We start from the raw sequence: 16,344 nt of genomic DNA on the forward strand, positions 1-16,344 counted from the left end.
CCGGCAGCCGGCCAACGGTCAGGCGCTACGCGTCCGCGCTGACGGTGCGCCCGCGGGCCCACTCGCGCAGCGCGGTGACCTGCTCGGCCATCAGCACCGACAACGGCCGGCTGCCGCGGATCTCCTGCATCAGCAGCTGGGTATCCAGCCCGCGTGATTCGGCGTGTGCGGCGTACAGCCCGGCGACCACCGCCTGTTCGATCTCCGCCCCGGAGAATCCGTCCGCCGCGGCCGCCAGCGCCGGCAGCGCGAAATCGTCGGCGTTGAGCTGGCGCTTGCCCAGGTGCAGGCGCAGCAGTTCCACCCGGGTGTTGGCATCGGGCAGGTCGACGAAGAAGATCTCATCGAAACGCCCCTTGCGCAGCAGCTCGGCCGGCAGCTCATGGACCTGGTTGGCGGTCGCGACGATGAACACCGTGCCCTTGCGTTCGGCCAGCCAGGTCAGCAGATGGCCGAGCACGCGGCGCGAGACGCCACCATCTTCGCCGCCACTGGCCAGGCCCTTCTCGATCTCGTCGATCCACAGCACGCACGGCGCCAGCTGCTCGGCCGAGGCCAGCGCATCGCGCAGGTTCTTCTCGGTCTCGCCGTGGTACTTGTCATACAGGCTGCCGAAATCCAGCCGCAGCAGCGGCACGCCGAAACCGGCGGCCGTCGCCTTGGCCAGCATCGACTTGCCGCAGCCCTGCACGCCCAGCAGCAGCATGCCCTTGGGCGGGTCCAGGCCCGCCGGGCCGGCGCCGCCGAGGAAGACCGGGCGGCGCTGGTTGACCCAGCGCTTGAGCCGGTTGGCACCGGCCACGTCGGCGAAGCGGGTGGTGTCATATTCGTAGTGCAGGTGGCCGGCGCGGTTGAGCAGCTCGAACTTGAGCCGGGCCAGCTGTGGCAGGTCGTCCTGGCTGAGCGCACCGTCGGCGAAGATCAGCTGGCGGGCGATCCGCCGCGCGTCGACCAGGCTCAGCCCGCGCAGGTTGTGCAGGATCTTCTGGACCGCCTCGTTGTCCACCTCCACGCGCCGCCCGCCATGTTCGCGGGCATAGGCTTCGGCTTCCTCGCGCAGCATCTTCAACAGCGCGTTGAGGTCGGGCAGGCGCGGATTGAAACGGGTGGCCAGCGCTTCCAGCTCGGCCGGCAGTTCCACCTTGGCCCCGATCAGGACCAGCACGTGGGCCTGGCAGTGGCGCCGTTGGATCAGGTCGCGCAGGGCGCGCTGGTGGCTGGCATAGCCCAGGTAGGGATGGAAATCGAGCAGCAGGTAGATGCCGCGCTGCTCGGCCTGGCGGATCATCTGCAGGGCCGCGCTGGCGTCGGGCGGGCCGACCGGGTCGTCCTCGCGGTCCATGTCGATCCGGCGCAGCCCCTCGGTGATCGACCAGCGGTGCAGGGCGCGCCAGACATGCATCAGGGTCTGCCGGAACAGCTCGACCACCCGGCCTTCATCCTGGGTCTCGATGATGATCAGCGGCGTGTTGGCGCGGATCAGCGCGCTCAGGTCCTGTAGTTCGCTCATGCGGGCGGTCAGTCCATTGGAACCATCCACGATAGCAAAGCCGTGGGCGCCGGTTCTGGTTCAGCGCCGCGACTATCTCCGTCACAGGCGCCGGTGTAGGCTGCGGAAACGTTCCCCGGAAGCGAGGCCTGCATGAAGACGATCTTGGTGGCCGGTTCCAAAGGCGGAGTGGGCAAAACCACCGTCGCCACCCACCTGGCGGCGCATTCGGCATTGGAAGGCAAGCGGACCGTCCTGGCCGATGCCGATCCACAGGGCTCCAGCACACGCTGGGCACAACGCCGCTCGGTCCTGGAAAGCGCCGTGCTGCCGATCGACGTGTACCGCAAAAAGAGCTGGGAACGACTGGTTCCCGACGGCACCGATGAAGTCATCATCGATGCGCCGGCCGGTGCGATGGCCGACGATATTCCGCATTTCCTTGACGTTGCCGATGCGGTGGTGGTTCCCGTGCTGCCTTCCGCGCTGGACATCGAAGCGATCGTCGGCTTCCTCAACAGCCTGTCGCGCGTGGCCCGCGTCCATGACCGCAGCCTGCCGGTCGGGTTGGTGCTCAACCGCACCAAACCCTGGACGCAGACCTCGCAACAGGCGATACAGATGTTGGCCGATTGGCCTTACGAGGTCGTTGCGCAGTTGCGCGACAGCCAGAGCTATGTGGTGATGGTCGGGCTGGGACGGAGTCTGTTCGACTACCGCTCGGCCCAGGTGCGCGAGCACCAGAGTGACTGGGAGCCGCTGTTGAAGTGGCTGAAGAAAGCCTGACACGAGAGATCCCATGCGAGAACTGATACTGCTGCGTCACGCCCATGCCGAAGCCGCCAGCACCGGCCAGGCCGATCTGGACCGCCCGCTGTCGCCGGTCGGTCTGGCCGAAGCCGAGGCCGCCGGCCGCTGGCTGAAGGAAAACAACCTGCTCCCCGACTGCGTGCTCTGCTCGCCGTCGCGGCGGACCCGCGAAACCCTGGAGGCCGTGCTGGGCATCACCGGGTTCGTCGAAAAGCGCCTGGAGGATGCCGTCTACGAGGCCACCCCGGGCACCTTGATGGGGCTGATCGATGCGCGCCGGGACGTCGACCGCCTGCTGGTGGTCGGGCACAACCCGGGCCTGGAACAACTGGTCGCCCTGATGAGCGAAGGCACCAGCAGTGATTACCGGGGCATGCCACCGGGCGGAATCGCGGTCCTGGCCTTCGACCGTGAGGCTGCCATCGAGCCGGGTGTGGCCAGCCTGACCGCCTTCTGGTGGCCGTAACCCGTGTGGGCAGTCCGCGCGGCGTGGGTCGGGCTGCTGTTGATGGCAGGGGCGGCCCATGCCGCCCCGCCGTCGTCGGTGCCGGCCGCCACCAGCCAGGCCCTTGCCTTCGATACGGCCACCTCGCGCTTCGGGTTTGAGATCCGGACGCGGCTGGGGCAGCGCATCGAGGGCATCTTCCCCCGCTTTGAAGGGAACATCGAAGTGCTCTCCGACGGTCGCCACCAGGTGCACCTGCGGATGTTCACCCGCTATGTCGAGATCCCCGGCAAGGCCCGCTACACCGGCTGGATGCGGGGCGAGGAGTTCTTCGACGCGGCCCGCTACCCGGTCGTGGAGTTCGACTCGCTGCCCTACTGGCCCGAGGTGGTCGACAAGGGGGGCAGCATCCAGGGCCGGCTGATCCTGCGCGGGGTCAGCCACCCGGAAACGCTCCGGGTCGAGCCGCCGCAGTGTGCCCGGGCCGGGTATGATTGCGACGTGGTCAGCCGCGGTACCGTCCAGCGTGGCCGGTATGGAATGGACAGCTGGCAGCTTGCCCTGAGTGATCGAGTGACCTTTGTATTGCGTGCGCGTCTGAGCGAGGCGCCGAAACCGTGAACCCATTGCTGCGTCTGTTGGTGCTGGCAACGCTGTTGCTGGGCAGCGGCTGTGCTTCGCTGTCCAACGCCGAGCGCGACCGCGCCGCCGGCATCGCCGTACAGGCGCGTTCGACCGTGGTCGATTGCGCCCAGCCGGACCGCTGCGCGCTGGATTCGCCGCTGCGTGCCCTCGGTGGCCGCGCCTTCGCCGAATCGCATGCCGGCCAGCCGCGCCACTACGCCACCATCCTCGACGAAGGGGAAGTTTCCCTCGTCGCGCGCTTGAACCTGATCCGCAGCGCCACGCGCAGCATCGACCTGCAGACCTACATCTTCGACAAGGACGACAGCGCCCGGCTGGTCCTGGACGAACTGCAGGCGGCCGCACGCCGCGGGGTCAAGGTGCGGGTGCTGATCGACCAGCTCTCGGCGATCTCCGACCTGGAGATCCTCGGCGCCCTGTCCGGCAGCCATGCCAACTTCGAACTGCGGGTCTACAACCCGACCTTCGGCAAGGCGCGCCTGAACTACTTCGATTACGCCGCCAGCGTGGTGTGCTGCTTCCGCCGTTTCAACCAGCGCATGCACAACAAGCTGCTGGTGGTCGACGATGCACTGGGCGTGGTCGGTGGGCGCAACTACCAGGACGACTATTACGACTGGGACAGCGAATACAACTTCCGCGACCGCGATGTGATCGTGGCCGGCCCGGAAGTGCGTGAGATGGCCGCCAATTTCGATGCGTTCTGGCGCGCGCCGCGCAGTGTTCCGGCCGAGCGCCTCAACGATGTCGGCCGCACGCTGCTGCGCCAGGGCGTGCCGGCCATGCCGCCGGCCGACTTCCGGCGGCCCGAGCGGGTCGAGCGGGTCAGTGAAGAGGCCGACGATCCGGACTACGTGCGCCGCACCTTCGTCGATACCGCCCTGCCCGTGGCCTCGGTGCAGTACGTCGCCGATCTGCCGCGCAAGCATCGCCGCGAACGTGCCAGCCAGCCGGCCAACGGCCAGCACGTGACCGAGCCGCAGCTGGATGCGCTGATCGCCAGCGCACAGTCCGAAGTGCTGCTGCAGACGCCGTACCTGGTGTTGTCCAAGCCGGCGCAGCGCCTGTTCCGCGACCTGCGCAAACGCGAGCAGGCACCGCGCGTGGTGGTGTCCACCAACAGCCTGGCCGCCACCGACAACCCGATCGTCTACGCGCTGTCCTACAAGTACAAACGCCGCAACCTGCGTGAGCTCGGGTTCAACATCTACGAGTTCAAACCGTTCCCGCTCGATGCCCCGGTGGACTACCGCAACCTGCTGCCGGCACCGCTGGGTTCCGAGGCGCCGCCGTCGCAGGGCAAGCGCAGCAGTCTGCTCGGGGGCAGCGCGGCCGGCAGCAATGCGCGCGCTGGCAGCGACGGCCGTGCCAGCGATGGCCCGCGTCGTGGCAATGCCGACCGCAACAGCGCCAGCGGGCGCCGCCGCAGTACCGATGGCAGCGAAGTGGAGCGCCGCGTGCTGCGTGCTGAAACCCGGCCCTCGTTCCTGGGCACCAAGGCGGTCAACAAGCCGCTGCCGGTCACCCGCAAGGGCGCCCGCATGGGCCTGCACGCCAAATCGATGGTGGTGGATCGCCGCATCGGCGTGATCGGCACCCACAACTTCGACCCGCGCAGCGAGAACTACAACACCGAAGGCGCGGTGATCATCGATGACCCGGTGTTCGCCGAGGCGCTGGCGCAGAGCATCCTGCGCGACATCCACCCGCAGAACTCCTGGGTGGTCGCGCCGCGTGCCAAGCCGCCGGTCCTGTCCGGCCTGAACTACAGTGTCGGCAAGGCCTCCGAGGCGCTGCCCGTGCTCGATTTCTGGCCGTGGCGCTACGCCACCGATTACGAGTTCCAGCCCGGGCCCGAGTGCCCGGATCCGCTCAAGCGGCAGGACCCGGCCTTCCACACCTGCTATGTCGCCGTCGGGGATTTCCCCGAGGTGAATGTCGGGCCGAAGTGGCTGCTGGTGCGCATGCTCACCGCCTTCGGCGCCGGGCTGGTTCCGATTCTGTAAATCTGCAACCCCACGGAGAAGCTGCATGCCCCAGGTATTCCGCGACGCGGTGTCGATCCAGGCGCTCAACACGCTCAGCCGCAACACGCTCATCGAGCACCTGGGCATCGTGTTCACCGCCGCGGGCGAGGACTGGATCAGCGCCACCATGCCGGTGGACGAACGCACCCGCCAGCCGTACGGCATCCTGCATGGCGGAGCTTCCGTCGTGCTGGCCGAAACCCTCGGCAGCAGCGCCGGCAACCTGTGCGTGGATACCACCAGCGAGGTCTGCGTCGGGTTGGAGATCAATGCCAACCACATCCGCGCGGTGCGCGCCGGCACGGTCACCGGCACCGCGCGTGCGGTCCATGTGGGGCGCAGCACCCAGGTGTGGGACATCCGCATCGAGGACGCGGCCGGCAAGCTGGTCTGCACGTCGCGGTTGACCCTGGCGGTGGTGCCCGCGGTGCGCCCGGGCTGATCGCACGCATGGCACGGATGCTGTGTTGCGTGGCTCATGACAGTGCGCCGGCGCATGTGCGCACGGCCGTTGTGCCGCCGGTGGCCGTTGGCTTGACAGCGTGCGGCGGCTGGCTTGGGCCTGCCATCGATTTGTCCGGATTCCGCTGGCAGAGCCTGCGGCGCTCGGGTATCGTTCGCGGATGAATTCCCCCACTCCGGCCTCACGTGGCGGCGTGGCGCGTGTGTGCCGTTACCTGTACCGCGTACCGCTGCTGCTGGTCCACCTGTTGCTGTTCCTGCCGATGCTGCTGATCGCCATGCTGCCGCCGTGGGGGCGCGTGCGCGTGGGCCAGCGCACGTTCGAGCATGCGGCGGTGAACGCCTGGTCGGGCGGGCTGATGTGGATCTTCGGCTTCCGCCTGCACCGGATCGGCACACCGCTGCCGGGTGCGGTGCTGTTCGTGGCCAACCATGTCAGCTGGGTCGATATTTCGATGCTGCACAGCCAGCGCATGATGGGTTTCGTGGCCAAGCAGGAGATCGCCGGCTGGCCGGTGGTCGGCTGGCTGGCCGCGCGCGGGCAGACCATCTTCCACCAGCGCGGCAGCACCGAGTCGCTGGGTGGGGTGATGCAGGAAATGGTCGTGCGCCTGCGCGAGGGCAAGGCAGTGGGCGTGTTCCCGGAAGGGCGCACCCGCGGTGGCCATGAAGTCGGCCCCTTCCATGCGCGCATCTTCCAGGCCGCGGTCGAGACCCAGGTCCCGGTGCAGCCGGTCGCGTTGCGCTACGGCTGGCGCGGTGACGCGCAGACCATTGTCGCGTTCGGCCCGAAAGAGAGTTTCTTCGCCAACTTCCTGCGTCTGCTGGGAGAGCCGGCACGGCGGGCCGAGGTGCACTTCCTCGCGCCCATTGATACCCACGATCTGGAAGGCCGTCGCCGCATCGCGGAAACCTCGCGCGCGCGCATCCTGGCGGCCATGTCCGCCGAGTAAGCGGTGGTGGTCCTTCACACGCCAGCGTCGCGGCCGGGAGCAGGCTCGCGCCCATGTTGACCGCTGCCGACTATCACCCCCCGCGTTGGCTGCGCAACCCGCACCTGCAGTCGATGCTCAGCTCGAGCCGGATGCGGATGCAGCGCGGGCTGGTGCTGCTGGCGGCGACCGGCGCGCACACCGACGAGCTGATCCTCGATGGCGGTGAGGGCGTGCGCCTGCAGGGCTGGCACAGCTACCTCCAGGGGCGCCAGCCGGTCGGCATGGCGCTGCTGCTGCATGGTTGGGAAGGCAGTGCCGAATCGAGCTACATGCGCATGACCGCCGCGCGGCTGCTGGAAGAGGGCTACGACGTGGTGCGGCTGAATTTCCGCGACCATGGCAATACCCACCACCTCAACCCGGGCATCTTCCACTCCAACCGCATCGATGAAGTGGTGCACGCAGCCGGTGACATCGCCCGCCGCTGGCCCGAGCTGCCGCTGGTCGCCGCCGGCTATTCGCTGGGCGGCAACTTCGTGCTGCGCCTGGCCCTGCGCGCGCCCTCGGCCGGCGTGCCGCTGCGCCGCGTGGCCTCGGTGTGCCCGGTGCTGGACCCGGCGATCACGATGGAGAGCATCGAGAACGGCCCGGCGATGTACGACTGGTACTTCCGGCGCAAATGGGCCGGCTCGCTGCGTCGCAAGCGCGATCTGTTCCCCGAGCTGAGCGACTGGGACGACCGCGTGCTCAAGCTGGACATCCGCGCGCTGACCGCCTGGCTGGTCGAGCACCACACCGAGTTCGGTTCGCTGCAGGCCTACTTCGATGGGTATTCCATCGCCGGCGACCGCCTGGCCGGGCTGCAGGTGCCGGCCGACATCCTGATGGCGCAGGATGACCCGGTGATCCCGTTCGCCACCTTCAACGGCTGGCGGCTGCCGGCCCACGCCCACCTGGAAATCGCCCCCTGGGGTGGCCACTGCGGCTTCCTGGAAAACTGGCGTGGTGATGGCTTCTCCGAGCGCTGGGTGGCCCAGCGGCTGCGGATCGAGGCGAACACGCCGGCCTGACAACCGTTCTGGCCGGCCGGCCCCGCTACAATCGTGGTTTGCCCTCGAGTTCGGACCGTCATGCAAGACCAGATTCTCCAAGCCCTGCGCCGCAATGCGGTGGACGACGCCGTGCAGCTGGCGCGCGAGTGGATCGCGGCCGAGCCGGAGCAGCCGCAGGCGCACCGCTGGCTGTCGCTGTCGCTGCAGCAGCAGGGCCAGTTCGATGACGCGCTGGCCAGCCTGCAGCAGGCCCTGACGCTGGCGCCGGACAACGCCGACCTGCATCTGCAGCAGGCCGGCCTGTTGCTGGCCCTGCGCCAGTTCGACGCGGCCGGCTCGGCGCTGGACCGCACCGCCGAACTCAACCCCAACGAACTGTCCGCGTACGTGATGCAGGCGCACCTGGCGCTGGCCCGCAATGACGTGGACGACGCCGACCGCCTGACCCGCCTGGGCCTGCGCGTGGATGAGGAACATCCGGAACTGGCCGCCCTCTCGGGCATGGTCGCGCTGCGCCGGGGTGAGGTGGATCGCGCGCTGGCCCAGCTCTCGGCGGCCAGCCAGGCGCTGCCGGATGATGCCCGGGTGCTTTACGCACTGGGCTTTGCCTACCTGGGCAAGGACATGCTGGCCTTCGCCGAGCAGGCCTTCCGCCGGGTACTTGCCCTGAATCCGGCCACCACCGCCCTGCAGGGGCTGGTCGTCCAGCTCGCGCTGCGCCAGGGCAACCTGGAGAGCGCAGCGGACATGATGCGCCAGATCCTGGCCGTGCCCGGCGGCGATACGCCGGCCATGCGCCGCCTGGCCGGCGAGCTCGAACTGCAGGCCGGCCAGCCGTTGCAGGCGCTGGAGCACCTGCTGCCGGTGCTGGCGCAGTGGCCCTCCGATCGGCACACGCTGCAGCTGCTGCTGATGGCGTGGCAGCGCCTGGGCCGTGAACAGCAGGCCCGCGAGACGCTGGATGCGACCCTGGCCGATCATCCCGAGGTGCATGACCTGTGGATGGCGCGCCTTACCGTGGAACCGGTGGGTGGCCCGGAAGCGGTGGCCGTGGGCGAACGCTGGCTGCAGGCCATGCCGGAGCACCTGCCGGCACTGGAAACGCGTCTGCGCCTGCACGACATGAACAACGAAGCCGACCAGGCCGAGGCCGTGGCCGAGCGCATCGTCGCGCTGGAGCCGGGCCGGGTTTCCGGTGAAGTGCGCCTGGTCGATGGACTGCTCACGCGTGAGCCGGCTGCCGCGATCGCGCGCGTGCAGGCGCTGCTGGACACGGCCCCGGAGGATGCCCGGGCGGGGCTGCGCGCCTGGCTGGGCTCTGTGCAGGACCGTGCCGGCCAGTACCACGATGCGCTGCGGACGTGGGTCGAGCTGCATGCGGCCGAGGCGCCGCAGCGCCTGCCCCTGCCGCCGCAGGCCAAGGCACCGCTGAGCTGGCCGGACCTTGCGCCGGTGGCTGAAGACAATGCGATCGCCCCGCTGTTCATCTGGGGCGCACCCGGCTCCGGCGTTGAACGCGTGGTCGCCGCGATGGCCGCCGCCAGCCCGGTGATGCGTGGTGACCGCTTCGGGCCGACGCCGCCCAACGATCCCTTCCAGCGCTATCACACGCTGCAGGAGCTCTCGACCGGCAAGCTCACGCCCGAGGCACTGGTGGAGCAGTGGCGCAGCCAGTTGCCGGCCCGGGGCATCGCCGACGGGGCGGTGATCGATTGGCTGCTGTGGTGGGACAACGCGCTGCTGTGGGCGCTGCGCCCCCAGCTGCCGGAGGCACGCCTTGTCATCGTGCTGCGCGACCCGCGCGACATGCTGCTGGAGTGGATCGCCTTCAGTGCCCCGGCCCCGCTCGCGGTGACCTCGGTGCACGAAGCGGCAGAATGGCTGGCGCGTGCGCTGGCCCAGGTCGCCACCCTGCACGAGCAGAGCCTGTACCCGCACGCGCTGTTGAAGATCGACGAGATCGGCAACGATCCGCAGGCGATGGCCGAGTACCTCGGTGCCCACTTCGGCATGCGTTTCCCGCCGGCCGGTACGCTGGGCCCGGCCCGCATGGCCCCCGGCCACTGGCGCGATTACCGCGAGGTAATGGGGCCGGCGTTCGCGCTGCTGACCTCGGTCGCGGTGCGCCTGGGTTACCCGGAAGAATGAGGACACCTGTATGCATCTGAGCAGTGACAGCATCACCAACGGCCAACCGATCGCCGCCACTTTCGCGGCCGGCGATGCCGAAGGCTTCGCCCCCAACCGCAATCCGCAGCTGGCCTGGCACGATGTGCCGGCCGGCACCCGGTCGTTCGCGCTGCTGTGCATCGATCCGGATGTGCCGACCGTGCCCGATACGGTCGGCCGCCAGGATTGCACGGTGCCACGCGATCAACCGCGTGCCCACTTCGCGCACTGGGCGATGGCCGATATCCCCGCCGATGTGCGTGCGCTGGCCGCGGGCAGCTGCAGCGACGGCTTCACCGTGCGCGGCAAGACCCAGCCGGCCGGCCCGGAAGGCAGCCGCCAGGGCCTGAACGATTTCACCGGTTGGTTCGCCGGCAATCCGGACATGGCCGGCCAGTACCTGGGCTATGACGGCCCCTACCCGCCGTTCAACGACGAGCGCGTGCACCGCTATTTCTTCCGCGTGTTCGCGCTGGACGTGGCGCAGCTGGAGCTGCCCACGCCGTTTACCGCTGCCGATGTGCTGCATGCGATGCAGGGGCACGTGCTGGCCGAAGCATCGCTGCATGGCACGTATACGTTGAACCCGGCGCTGGCGTGATCCCCCGGTGGGTGCCGACCGTTGGTCGTCACCACATCCGGTAGGTACCGACCGTTGGTCGGTACTGCGCTGTCGGGAGCCGGCCAGCGGCCGGCACTACAGGATGAAGAAGGGCGGCCAGCGGCCGCCCTTCTGCGTTCTTATTTCTTCTCGTTCGCCGACTCGACCACCATGTCCAGCACGTAGGCGTTGGACGAGGCATCGGCCGGTGGGTTGGCGATCGTGTAGCGCTTCACGCGCACCACGTTGCGCACGCCGTCTTCGTGGGTGTAGCCCTCGATGACGTCGTAGAAGTTCTGCCACTCGCCCGGCTCGCCCTGCTTGATGCCGTTGGCGTCGTAGCGGATCTCGCGCGTCTGCAGGCACTGCTTGTCGCGGATCAGCGGGTGCGGGCACGGCTTGGTCTGCGCGGCCACCTCCAGGAACACCGTTTCGCCTTCGCCGCCGTAGCGGGTCTCAGCGGTCGGCTCCGGGGTGAACACCAGCACATCGCCGTTGGCGGTACGCAGGGTCAGCTGGCCGGCATCGCCCAGCTCGGTCTTGAGCGCGCCCTCCAGGCGGCTGCCCACGGCCTGGTCCAGCGCCATCAGGTTCTTGTCGGTGCAGGCCATCATGGTCGAGGCCATCGGCGAGACGGTCAGCGAACCATCGGCCAGCGTGTAGCCCCCGCCCATGCGGTTGCAGGTGTTGCTGATCGCGATGCGGTCATCCTTGAAGTCCAGCGTGACCGGCTTGTCGGCGCGGGCGAACAGCGCATCGATGCGCTTGCCGTTGGCATCGGTGGCCGATTCCAGGCGCCAATGGCTGCCCTGCAGGCGCTGCACATCCAGGCGGGCCACGGCAGCCTGGTCGGCGGCGGCGGTCGGTGCCGGGGCGAGGTCATCGCGGCCGGCCGGGGCGGTGGAAGGGTTGCTGCAGGCGGCCATCAGGGCCAGCGGCAGCATCAGCATCAGGGTGCGTTTCATGTACATCTCCTTGGGAACCTGGGGAAAAACGCCGGCGCGCCCCCAACGGGGTCAGGCCGGCGCCGGGCCGTTCAGTTGCCAGCGGGCAACCAGAGCAGCAAGGCCGCGCCCAGTGCGATGCGGTAGACCGCGAACGCCGTGAACTTGTGCGACTTGATGTAGCCCAGCAACCACTTCACTACGATGAAGCCGGTGACGACCGCGGCAAGGAAGGCCACGCCGACGTCGGTCCAGTTCTCACTGGCGAGCTTGCCGTCCTTGGCCAGTTCCAGGAAGGCATAGCCGCTGGCGGCGAACATGGTCGGGATGCCGACCAGGAACACGAACTCGGTGGCTTTCGCGCGGCGGCTCAGGCCGAACAGCATTGCGATGAAGATCGCCGCCGCCGACCGCGAGGTGCCCGGGAACACACCGGCCACCACCTGCGCCACACCGACCAGGATGGCGACCTTCCAGGTCACCTCATCGCGCTCGGGCAGGCGTGCGGTGTAGGCCTCCACCAGGATCATCCACAGGCCGCCGATGATCAGTGCCCAGGCCACCGGCGTGACCGTCTCCGGCAGTTCCCAGCCGGCCAGGCGGACCGGAAGGCCGACCACGGCGGTGACCAGGAAGGCGGTGCCGAGCTTGAGCACGTAATCGCGGTTGGCGCGCTCATGCAGGCCGGTCGCCAGGGTCCACAGCCGCTGCCGGAACACCAGCGTGATCGCCAGGATCGCGCCGGCCTGGATGATGATGTTGAAGAAGTCCGAGCGTGCGCCCAACCAGTGCTGGGCGATCAGCAGGTGGCCGGTGCTGGAGATCGGCAGGAATTCGGTGAGGCCTTCAAGAATGCCCAGAAGGAGGGCGGAGAGCAGGTCGGACATCGGGGGGGCTGGGGCTCGGAATGGGTGAAATCGGGAGGCAGCATAAAACATCCGCGTCCCGCACCAAATGTGTGCGTGGTGCAGGGCGTGCACTATTTTGGTGCGGATGGGCGTGCACCGCGGGGGCGGGCAGCCCAGTGAAATCAAGGGTTTGTGAAGTCTGAAAAGTTGGCACGGGGATTGCTCTATCCACTCAGGCAATCACCCATCTGAGGTTTCACCGATGTCCGTGGAAAATGTTGAGAAGCTGATCAAGGACAACCAGATCGAGTTCGTCGACCTGCGTTTCGTCGATATGCGTGGTATCGAGCAGCACGTCACCTTCCCGGTCAGCATCGTGGAGCCGTCGCTGTTTGAAGAAGGCAAGATGTTCGATGGCAGCTCGATCGCCGGCTGGAAGGGCATCAACGAGTCGGACATGGTCCTGCTGCCGGACCCGTCCAGCGCCTACATCGACCCGTTCTACGCCGACCCGACCCTGGTCATCAGCTGCGACATCCTCGATCCGGCCACCATGCAGCCGTACGGCCGCTGCCCGCGCGGCATCGCCAAGCGCGCCGAGGCCTACCTGAAGTCCTCCGGCATCGCCGAGCAGGCCTTCTTCGGTCCGGAGCCGGAGTTCTTCATCTTCGATTCGGTCCGCTTCGCCAACGACATGGGCCACACCTTCTTCAAGATCGATTCCGAAGAAGCGGCCTGGAGCACCGGTGACAAGTACGACGGCGCCAACAGCGGCTACCGTCCGGCCGTCAAGGGCGGCTACTTCCCGGTCCCGCCGACCGATTCGCTGCACGACCTGCGTGCGGAAATGTGCAAGACCCTGGAACAGGTCGGCATCGAAGTGGAAGTGCAGCACCACGAAGTGGCGACCGCCGGCCAGTGCGAGATCGGCACCAAGTTCAGCACCCTGGTGCAGAAGGCCGATGAACTGCTGCGCATGAAGCACGTCATCAAGAACGTTGCCCACCGCAACGGCAAGACCGCCACCTTCATGCCCAAGCCGCTGGTCGGCGACAACGGCAGCGGCATGCACGTGCACCAGTCGCTCTCCAAGGGCGGCACCAACCTGTTCTCCGGTGATGGCTACGGCGGCCTGAGTCAGCTGGCGCTGTGGTACATCGGCGGCATCTTCAAGCACGCCAAGGCGATCAATGCCTTCGCCAACTCCGGCACCAACAGCTACAAGCGCCTGGTCCCGGGCTTCGAAGCCCCGGTGATGCTGGCCTACTCGGCCCGCAACCGTTCCGCCTCGTGCCGCATTCCGTGGGTGTCCAACCCGAAGGCGCGCCGCATCGAAATGCGCTTCCCCGATCCGATCCAGTCCGGCTACCTGACCTTCACCGTGCTGATGATGGCCGGCCTGGACGGCATCAAGAACCAGATCGACCCGGGCGCACCGAGCGACAAGGATCTGTACGACCTGCCGCCGGAAGAAGAGAAGCTGATCCCGCAGGTCTGCTCCTCGCTGGACCAGGCCCTGGAAGCGCTGGACAAGGACCGCGAGTTCCTCAAGGCCGGTGGCGTGATGAGCGACGACTTCATCGACGGCTACATCGCACTGAAGATGCAGGAAGTCACCAAGTTCCGCGCGGCGACCCACCCGCTCGAGTACCAGATGTACTACGCGAACTGAGCAACAGGTGACGATGACGAAGGATTTCCCTCCCACCCTTCGTCATCGTCGCCGCTTTTCCGGCTGGGGAGCCGGCAAGGCGACCATGTTGTAGAGCGGACCGTTGGTCCGCTGCAGAAGGTAGAGCGGACCGTTGGTCCGCTCCACCACCAGGGGCAAGAGAGACCGGACGCGTGTCATGGGCCCTTCCTCCCTCCCGCGTCACCGCTGGCGTCGCCCTTCGGGCGTCGGCAACGGCGTGGCCCATGCAACGTTCGGCGCAACGACCGGCGGCCATGTGCAAGTGGCCGCCGGTTGACCTGACATCGGCCCCACGCGGGCCGGTTCCATCCACCATCGGGATATGCGCATGAAACTGATCTCCGCCATCATCCGGCCGTTCAAGCTCGACGAGGTCCGCGAGGCCCTCTCCGACGCTGGCGTGTCGGGCATCACCGTGACCGAAGTCAAAGGCTTCGGGCGCCAGAAGGGCCACACCGAGTTGTATCGCGGCGCGGAGTACGTCGTGGATTTCCTGCCGAAGATCAAGATCGAGACCGTCGTGACCGACGATCGCCTGGAGGCCGTGGTCGAGGCCATCCAGACCGCGGCCGGCACCGGCAAGATCGGCGACGGCAAGATCTTTGTCACCGCGGTCGAACAGGTCGTCCGCATCCGCACCGGCGAAATCGGCGCTGACGCGCTCTAACCCCACTCGGAGCCCACAATGAAGACCTCTTTGTTCACCGGGTGGCAAGCCCGGTTCCATGCCGTGTGCCTGATGATGCTGCTCAGCGCGCTGGCCGTCGGTGCCTTCTCCAGCAGTGCACACGCCCAGGCCCAGGTCACCCCGGCACCGTCGGAGACGGTCGCGGTCGAGCCGCTGCCGGCCACGCCGGAAGCCACGGCCGCCCCGGTCGCCGAAGCCGCCGCGGCGGCCACGTTCGATCACGGCGATGTCGCCTGGATGCTCACCTCCACCCTGCTGGTGCTGCTGATGGTGGTGCCGGGCCTGGCCCTGTTCTACGGCGGCCTGGTGCGCTCCAAGAACGTGCTGTCCATCCTCAGCCAGATCCTGGTGGTGTTCTCGCTGGTGCTGATGCTGTGGGTGGCCTATGGCTACAGCGCGGTGTTCAGCCAAGGCAACGCCTTCTTCGGCTCGTTCACCGAGTTCGCCTTCCTCAAGGGCTTCGGCCCGGATACCGTCGGCAACACGCCGATCGCCGGCCTGCCGGACTACCTGTTCGTCGCCTTCCAGTCGACCTTCGCCGGCATCACCACCGCACTGATCGTGGGTGCGTTCGCCGAGCGCATCAAGTTCAAGGCCGTGCTGCTGTTCTCGGCCCTGTGGTTCACCCTGAGCTACATCCCGATGGCGCACATCGTGTGGGGCGGCGGCTATCTCGGTGAAATGGGCGCGATCGACTTCGCCGGTGGCACCGTGGTCCACATCAATGCCGGCGTGGCGGGCCTGGTGGGCGCCTACTTCGTGGGCAAGCGCATCGGCTACGGCCAGACCGCATTGAAGCCGCACAACGTGCCGTTCACCTATATCGGCGCGATGCTGCTGTGGGTGGGCTGGTTCGGCTTCAACGCCGGCTCGGCGGCCGCCGCCGACACCGTCGCCTCGCTGGCCTTCATCAACACCATCCTCGCCACCGCCGCCGCGGTGCTTGGCTGGACCTTGGTCGAAGCGGTCAGCAAGGGCAAGCCGTCCGCGCTGGGCGCTGCCTCCGGCGCCGTCGCCGGCCTGGTCGGCATCACCCCGGCCTGCGGCACCGTGGGCCCGCTGGGCGCGATCGTGATCGGCCTGGTCGCCGGCGTGGTCTGCGTCTGGGGCGTCACCGGTCTCAAGCGCCTGCTCAAGGTCGATGACACCGCCGATGTGTTCGGTGTGCACGGCATCGGCGGCATCGTCGGTGCACTGCTCACCGGTGTGTTCAGTGCCGAGTCGCTGGGCGGCACCAAGGCCGACCTGGATATCGGCCACCAGGTGTGGGTGCAGCTGGTCAGCGTCGGCTTCACCATCGTCTGGTGTGCCGTAGCCACCGTGCTGATCCTGCTGGTGGTGCGCATGGTGTTTGGCCTTCGCGTCACCGAAGAAGCAGAGCGCACCGGCCTGGACGTCACCTCGCACGGCGAGTCGGCCTACGAGGCCTGATCCGCGCGCGATACCGCATTAGAAACGAGAGAGAGATGTTCTACCTTTGCCGGCGGCCTTCGGGTCGCCGGTTTTTTGTGGGCGCCTGCCGGGCATTACCGTGCT

The 16,344-nt window shown here is 67.9% G+C and carries 15 protein-coding genes; 12 read left to right on the forward strand and 3 right to left on the reverse strand.

Annotated elements, in window-relative coordinates; translation table 11 throughout:
* Window positions 1–25 precede the first annotated feature (25 nt).
* Complete coding sequence (locus BIZ42_RS10070; protein WP_070426354.1) at window positions 26–1,510, reverse strand: AAA family ATPase; 1,485 nt, start codon at window positions 1,508–1,510, stop codon at window positions 26–28.
* 132 nt (window positions 1,511–1,642) lie between these two features.
* On the opposite strand from BIZ42_RS10070, the gene BIZ42_RS10075 reads away from it, so the two are divergent.
* The 9 genes from BIZ42_RS10075 to BIZ42_RS10115 all read left to right on the forward strand — a co-directional run bounded on the left by BIZ42_RS10075 (window position 1,643) and on the right by BIZ42_RS10115 (window position 10,635).
* Window positions 1,643–2,275: a ParA family protein gene (locus BIZ42_RS10075; RefSeq protein WP_019184919.1), complete on the forward strand. Its 633-nt coding sequence runs from the start codon at window positions 1,643–1,645 to the stop codon at window positions 2,273–2,275.
* Between the two features lie 13 nt (window positions 2,276–2,288).
* Window positions 2,289–2,765 carry a histidine phosphatase family protein gene (locus BIZ42_RS10080; protein ID WP_070426355.1) on the forward strand — a complete coding sequence of 159 codons (477 nt, stop codon included), beginning with the start codon at window positions 2,289–2,291 and terminating at the stop codon, window positions 2,763–2,765.
* Window positions 2,766–2,807: 42 nt separating this feature from the next.
* Complete coding sequence (locus tag BIZ42_RS10085; protein WP_051010531.1) at window positions 2,808–3,365, forward strand: YceI family protein; 558 nt, start codon at window positions 2,808–2,810, stop codon at window positions 3,363–3,365.
* Window positions 3,362–5,395 carry a phospholipase D family protein gene (locus tag BIZ42_RS10090; protein WP_019184916.1) on the forward strand — a complete coding sequence of 678 codons (2,034 nt, stop codon included), beginning with the start codon at window positions 3,362–3,364 and terminating at the stop codon, window positions 5,393–5,395. The genes BIZ42_RS10085 and BIZ42_RS10090 overlap by 4 nt, the downstream gene beginning before the upstream one ends.
* A 25-nt stretch (window positions 5,396–5,420) precedes the next feature.
* Window positions 5,421–5,858 carry a hotdog fold thioesterase gene (locus BIZ42_RS10095; RefSeq protein WP_070426356.1) on the forward strand — a complete coding sequence of 146 codons (438 nt, stop codon included), beginning with the start codon at window positions 5,421–5,423 and terminating at the stop codon, window positions 5,856–5,858.
* Between the two features lie 181 nt (window positions 5,859–6,039).
* The gene (locus BIZ42_RS10100) at window positions 6,040–6,831 is read left to right on the forward strand and encodes a lysophospholipid acyltransferase family protein (RefSeq protein ID WP_019184914.1); all 792 of its coding nucleotides are present in this window, start codon (window positions 6,040–6,042) and stop codon (window positions 6,829–6,831) included.
* A 56-nt stretch (window positions 6,832–6,887) separates the two neighbouring features.
* Window positions 6,888–7,883 (forward strand): alpha/beta fold hydrolase, encoded by a 996-nt coding sequence (locus BIZ42_RS10105; RefSeq protein ID WP_026070062.1) that lies wholly within the window; start codon window positions 6,888–6,890, stop codon window positions 7,881–7,883.
* A 60-nt stretch (window positions 7,884–7,943) separates the two neighbouring features.
* Window positions 7,944–10,013: a tetratricopeptide repeat protein gene (locus BIZ42_RS10110; protein ID WP_070426357.1), complete on the forward strand. Its 2,070-nt coding sequence runs from the start codon at window positions 7,944–7,946 to the stop codon at window positions 10,011–10,013.
* Between the two features lie 10 nt (window positions 10,014–10,023).
* Complete coding sequence (locus tag BIZ42_RS10115; RefSeq protein ID WP_070426358.1) at window positions 10,024–10,635, forward strand: YbhB/YbcL family Raf kinase inhibitor-like protein; 612 nt, start codon at window positions 10,024–10,026, stop codon at window positions 10,633–10,635.
* Between the two features lie 140 nt (window positions 10,636–10,775).
* Here BIZ42_RS10115 and BIZ42_RS10120 read toward each other — a convergent pair whose 3' ends face one another.
* Both BIZ42_RS10120 and BIZ42_RS10125 read right to left on the reverse strand, forming a co-directional pair.
* Window positions 10,776–11,600, reverse strand: a complete 825-nt coding sequence (locus tag BIZ42_RS10120; protein WP_070426359.1) for an META and DUF4377 domain-containing protein — start codon at window positions 11,598–11,600, stop codon at window positions 10,776–10,778.
* 71 nt (window positions 11,601–11,671) lie between these two features.
* Window positions 11,672–12,466, reverse strand: coding sequence for an undecaprenyl-diphosphate phosphatase (locus tag BIZ42_RS10125; protein WP_026070060.1), 795 nt, complete (start codon window positions 12,464–12,466; stop codon window positions 11,672–11,674).
* 223 nt (window positions 12,467–12,689) lie between these two features.
* Between BIZ42_RS10125 and glnA the strand changes: the two genes are divergently transcribed.
* The 3 genes from glnA (at window position 12,690) to amt (ending at window position 16,239) form a co-directional block, all read left to right on the forward strand.
* Window positions 12,690–14,099 (forward strand): type I glutamate--ammonia ligase, encoded by a 1,410-nt coding sequence (glnA, locus tag BIZ42_RS10130; RefSeq protein WP_019184908.1) that lies wholly within the window; start codon window positions 12,690–12,692, stop codon window positions 14,097–14,099.
* 349 nt (window positions 14,100–14,448) lie between these two features.
* Window positions 14,449–14,787, forward strand: a complete 339-nt coding sequence (locus tag BIZ42_RS10135) for a P-II family nitrogen regulator (RefSeq protein WP_019184907.1) — start codon at window positions 14,449–14,451, stop codon at window positions 14,785–14,787.
* A gap of 18 nt (window positions 14,788–14,805) precedes the next feature.
* Window positions 14,806–16,239 carry an ammonium transporter gene (gene amt / locus BIZ42_RS10140; RefSeq protein ID WP_070426360.1) on the forward strand — a complete coding sequence of 478 codons (1,434 nt, stop codon included), beginning with the start codon at window positions 14,806–14,808 and terminating at the stop codon, window positions 16,237–16,239.
* Window positions 16,240–16,344 lie beyond the last annotated feature (105 nt).

Origin of the sequence: Stenotrophomonas sp. LM091, assembly GCF_001806305.1 — a bacterium.
Lineage (GTDB): Bacteria > Pseudomonadota > Gammaproteobacteria > Xanthomonadales > Xanthomonadaceae > Stenotrophomonas > Stenotrophomonas bentonitica_A.

Coding starts and splice junctions, on each gene's coding strand:
- BIZ42_RS10110 (WP_070426357.1), top strand. CDS start 7,944: ATGCAAGACCAGATTCTCCAAGCCCTGCGCCGCAATGCGGTGGACGAC.
- BIZ42_RS10115 (WP_070426358.1), top strand. CDS start 10,024: ATGCATCTGAGCAGTGACAGCATCACCAACGGCCAACCGATCGCCGCC.
- BIZ42_RS10125 (WP_026070060.1), bottom strand. CDS start 12,466: ATGTCCGACCTGCTCTCCGCCCTCCTTCTGGGCATTCTTGAAGGCCTC.
- BIZ42_RS10095 (WP_070426356.1), top strand. CDS start 5,421: ATGCCCCAGGTATTCCGCGACGCGGTGTCGATCCAGGCGCTCAACACG.
- glnA (WP_019184908.1), top strand. CDS start 12,690: ATGTCCGTGGAAAATGTTGAGAAGCTGATCAAGGACAACCAGATCGAG.
- BIZ42_RS10080 (WP_070426355.1), top strand. CDS start 2,289: ATGCGAGAACTGATACTGCTGCGTCACGCCCATGCCGAAGCCGCCAGC.
- BIZ42_RS10075 (WP_019184919.1), top strand. CDS start 1,643: ATGAAGACGATCTTGGTGGCCGGTTCCAAAGGCGGAGTGGGCAAAACC.
- BIZ42_RS10070 (WP_070426354.1), bottom strand. CDS start 1,510: ATGAGCGAACTACAGGACCTGAGCGCGCTGATCCGCGCCAACACGCCG.
- BIZ42_RS10120 (WP_070426359.1), bottom strand. CDS start 11,600: ATGAAACGCACCCTGATGCTGATGCTGCCGCTGGCCCTGATGGCCGCC.
- BIZ42_RS10135 (WP_019184907.1), top strand. CDS start 14,449: ATGAAACTGATCTCCGCCATCATCCGGCCGTTCAAGCTCGACGAGGTC.
- BIZ42_RS10085 (WP_051010531.1), top strand. CDS start 2,808: ATGGCAGGGGCGGCCCATGCCGCCCCGCCGTCGTCGGTGCCGGCCGCC.
- amt (WP_070426360.1), top strand. CDS start 14,806: ATGAAGACCTCTTTGTTCACCGGGTGGCAAGCCCGGTTCCATGCCGTG.
- BIZ42_RS10100 (WP_019184914.1), top strand. CDS start 6,040: ATGAATTCCCCCACTCCGGCCTCACGTGGCGGCGTGGCGCGTGTGTGC.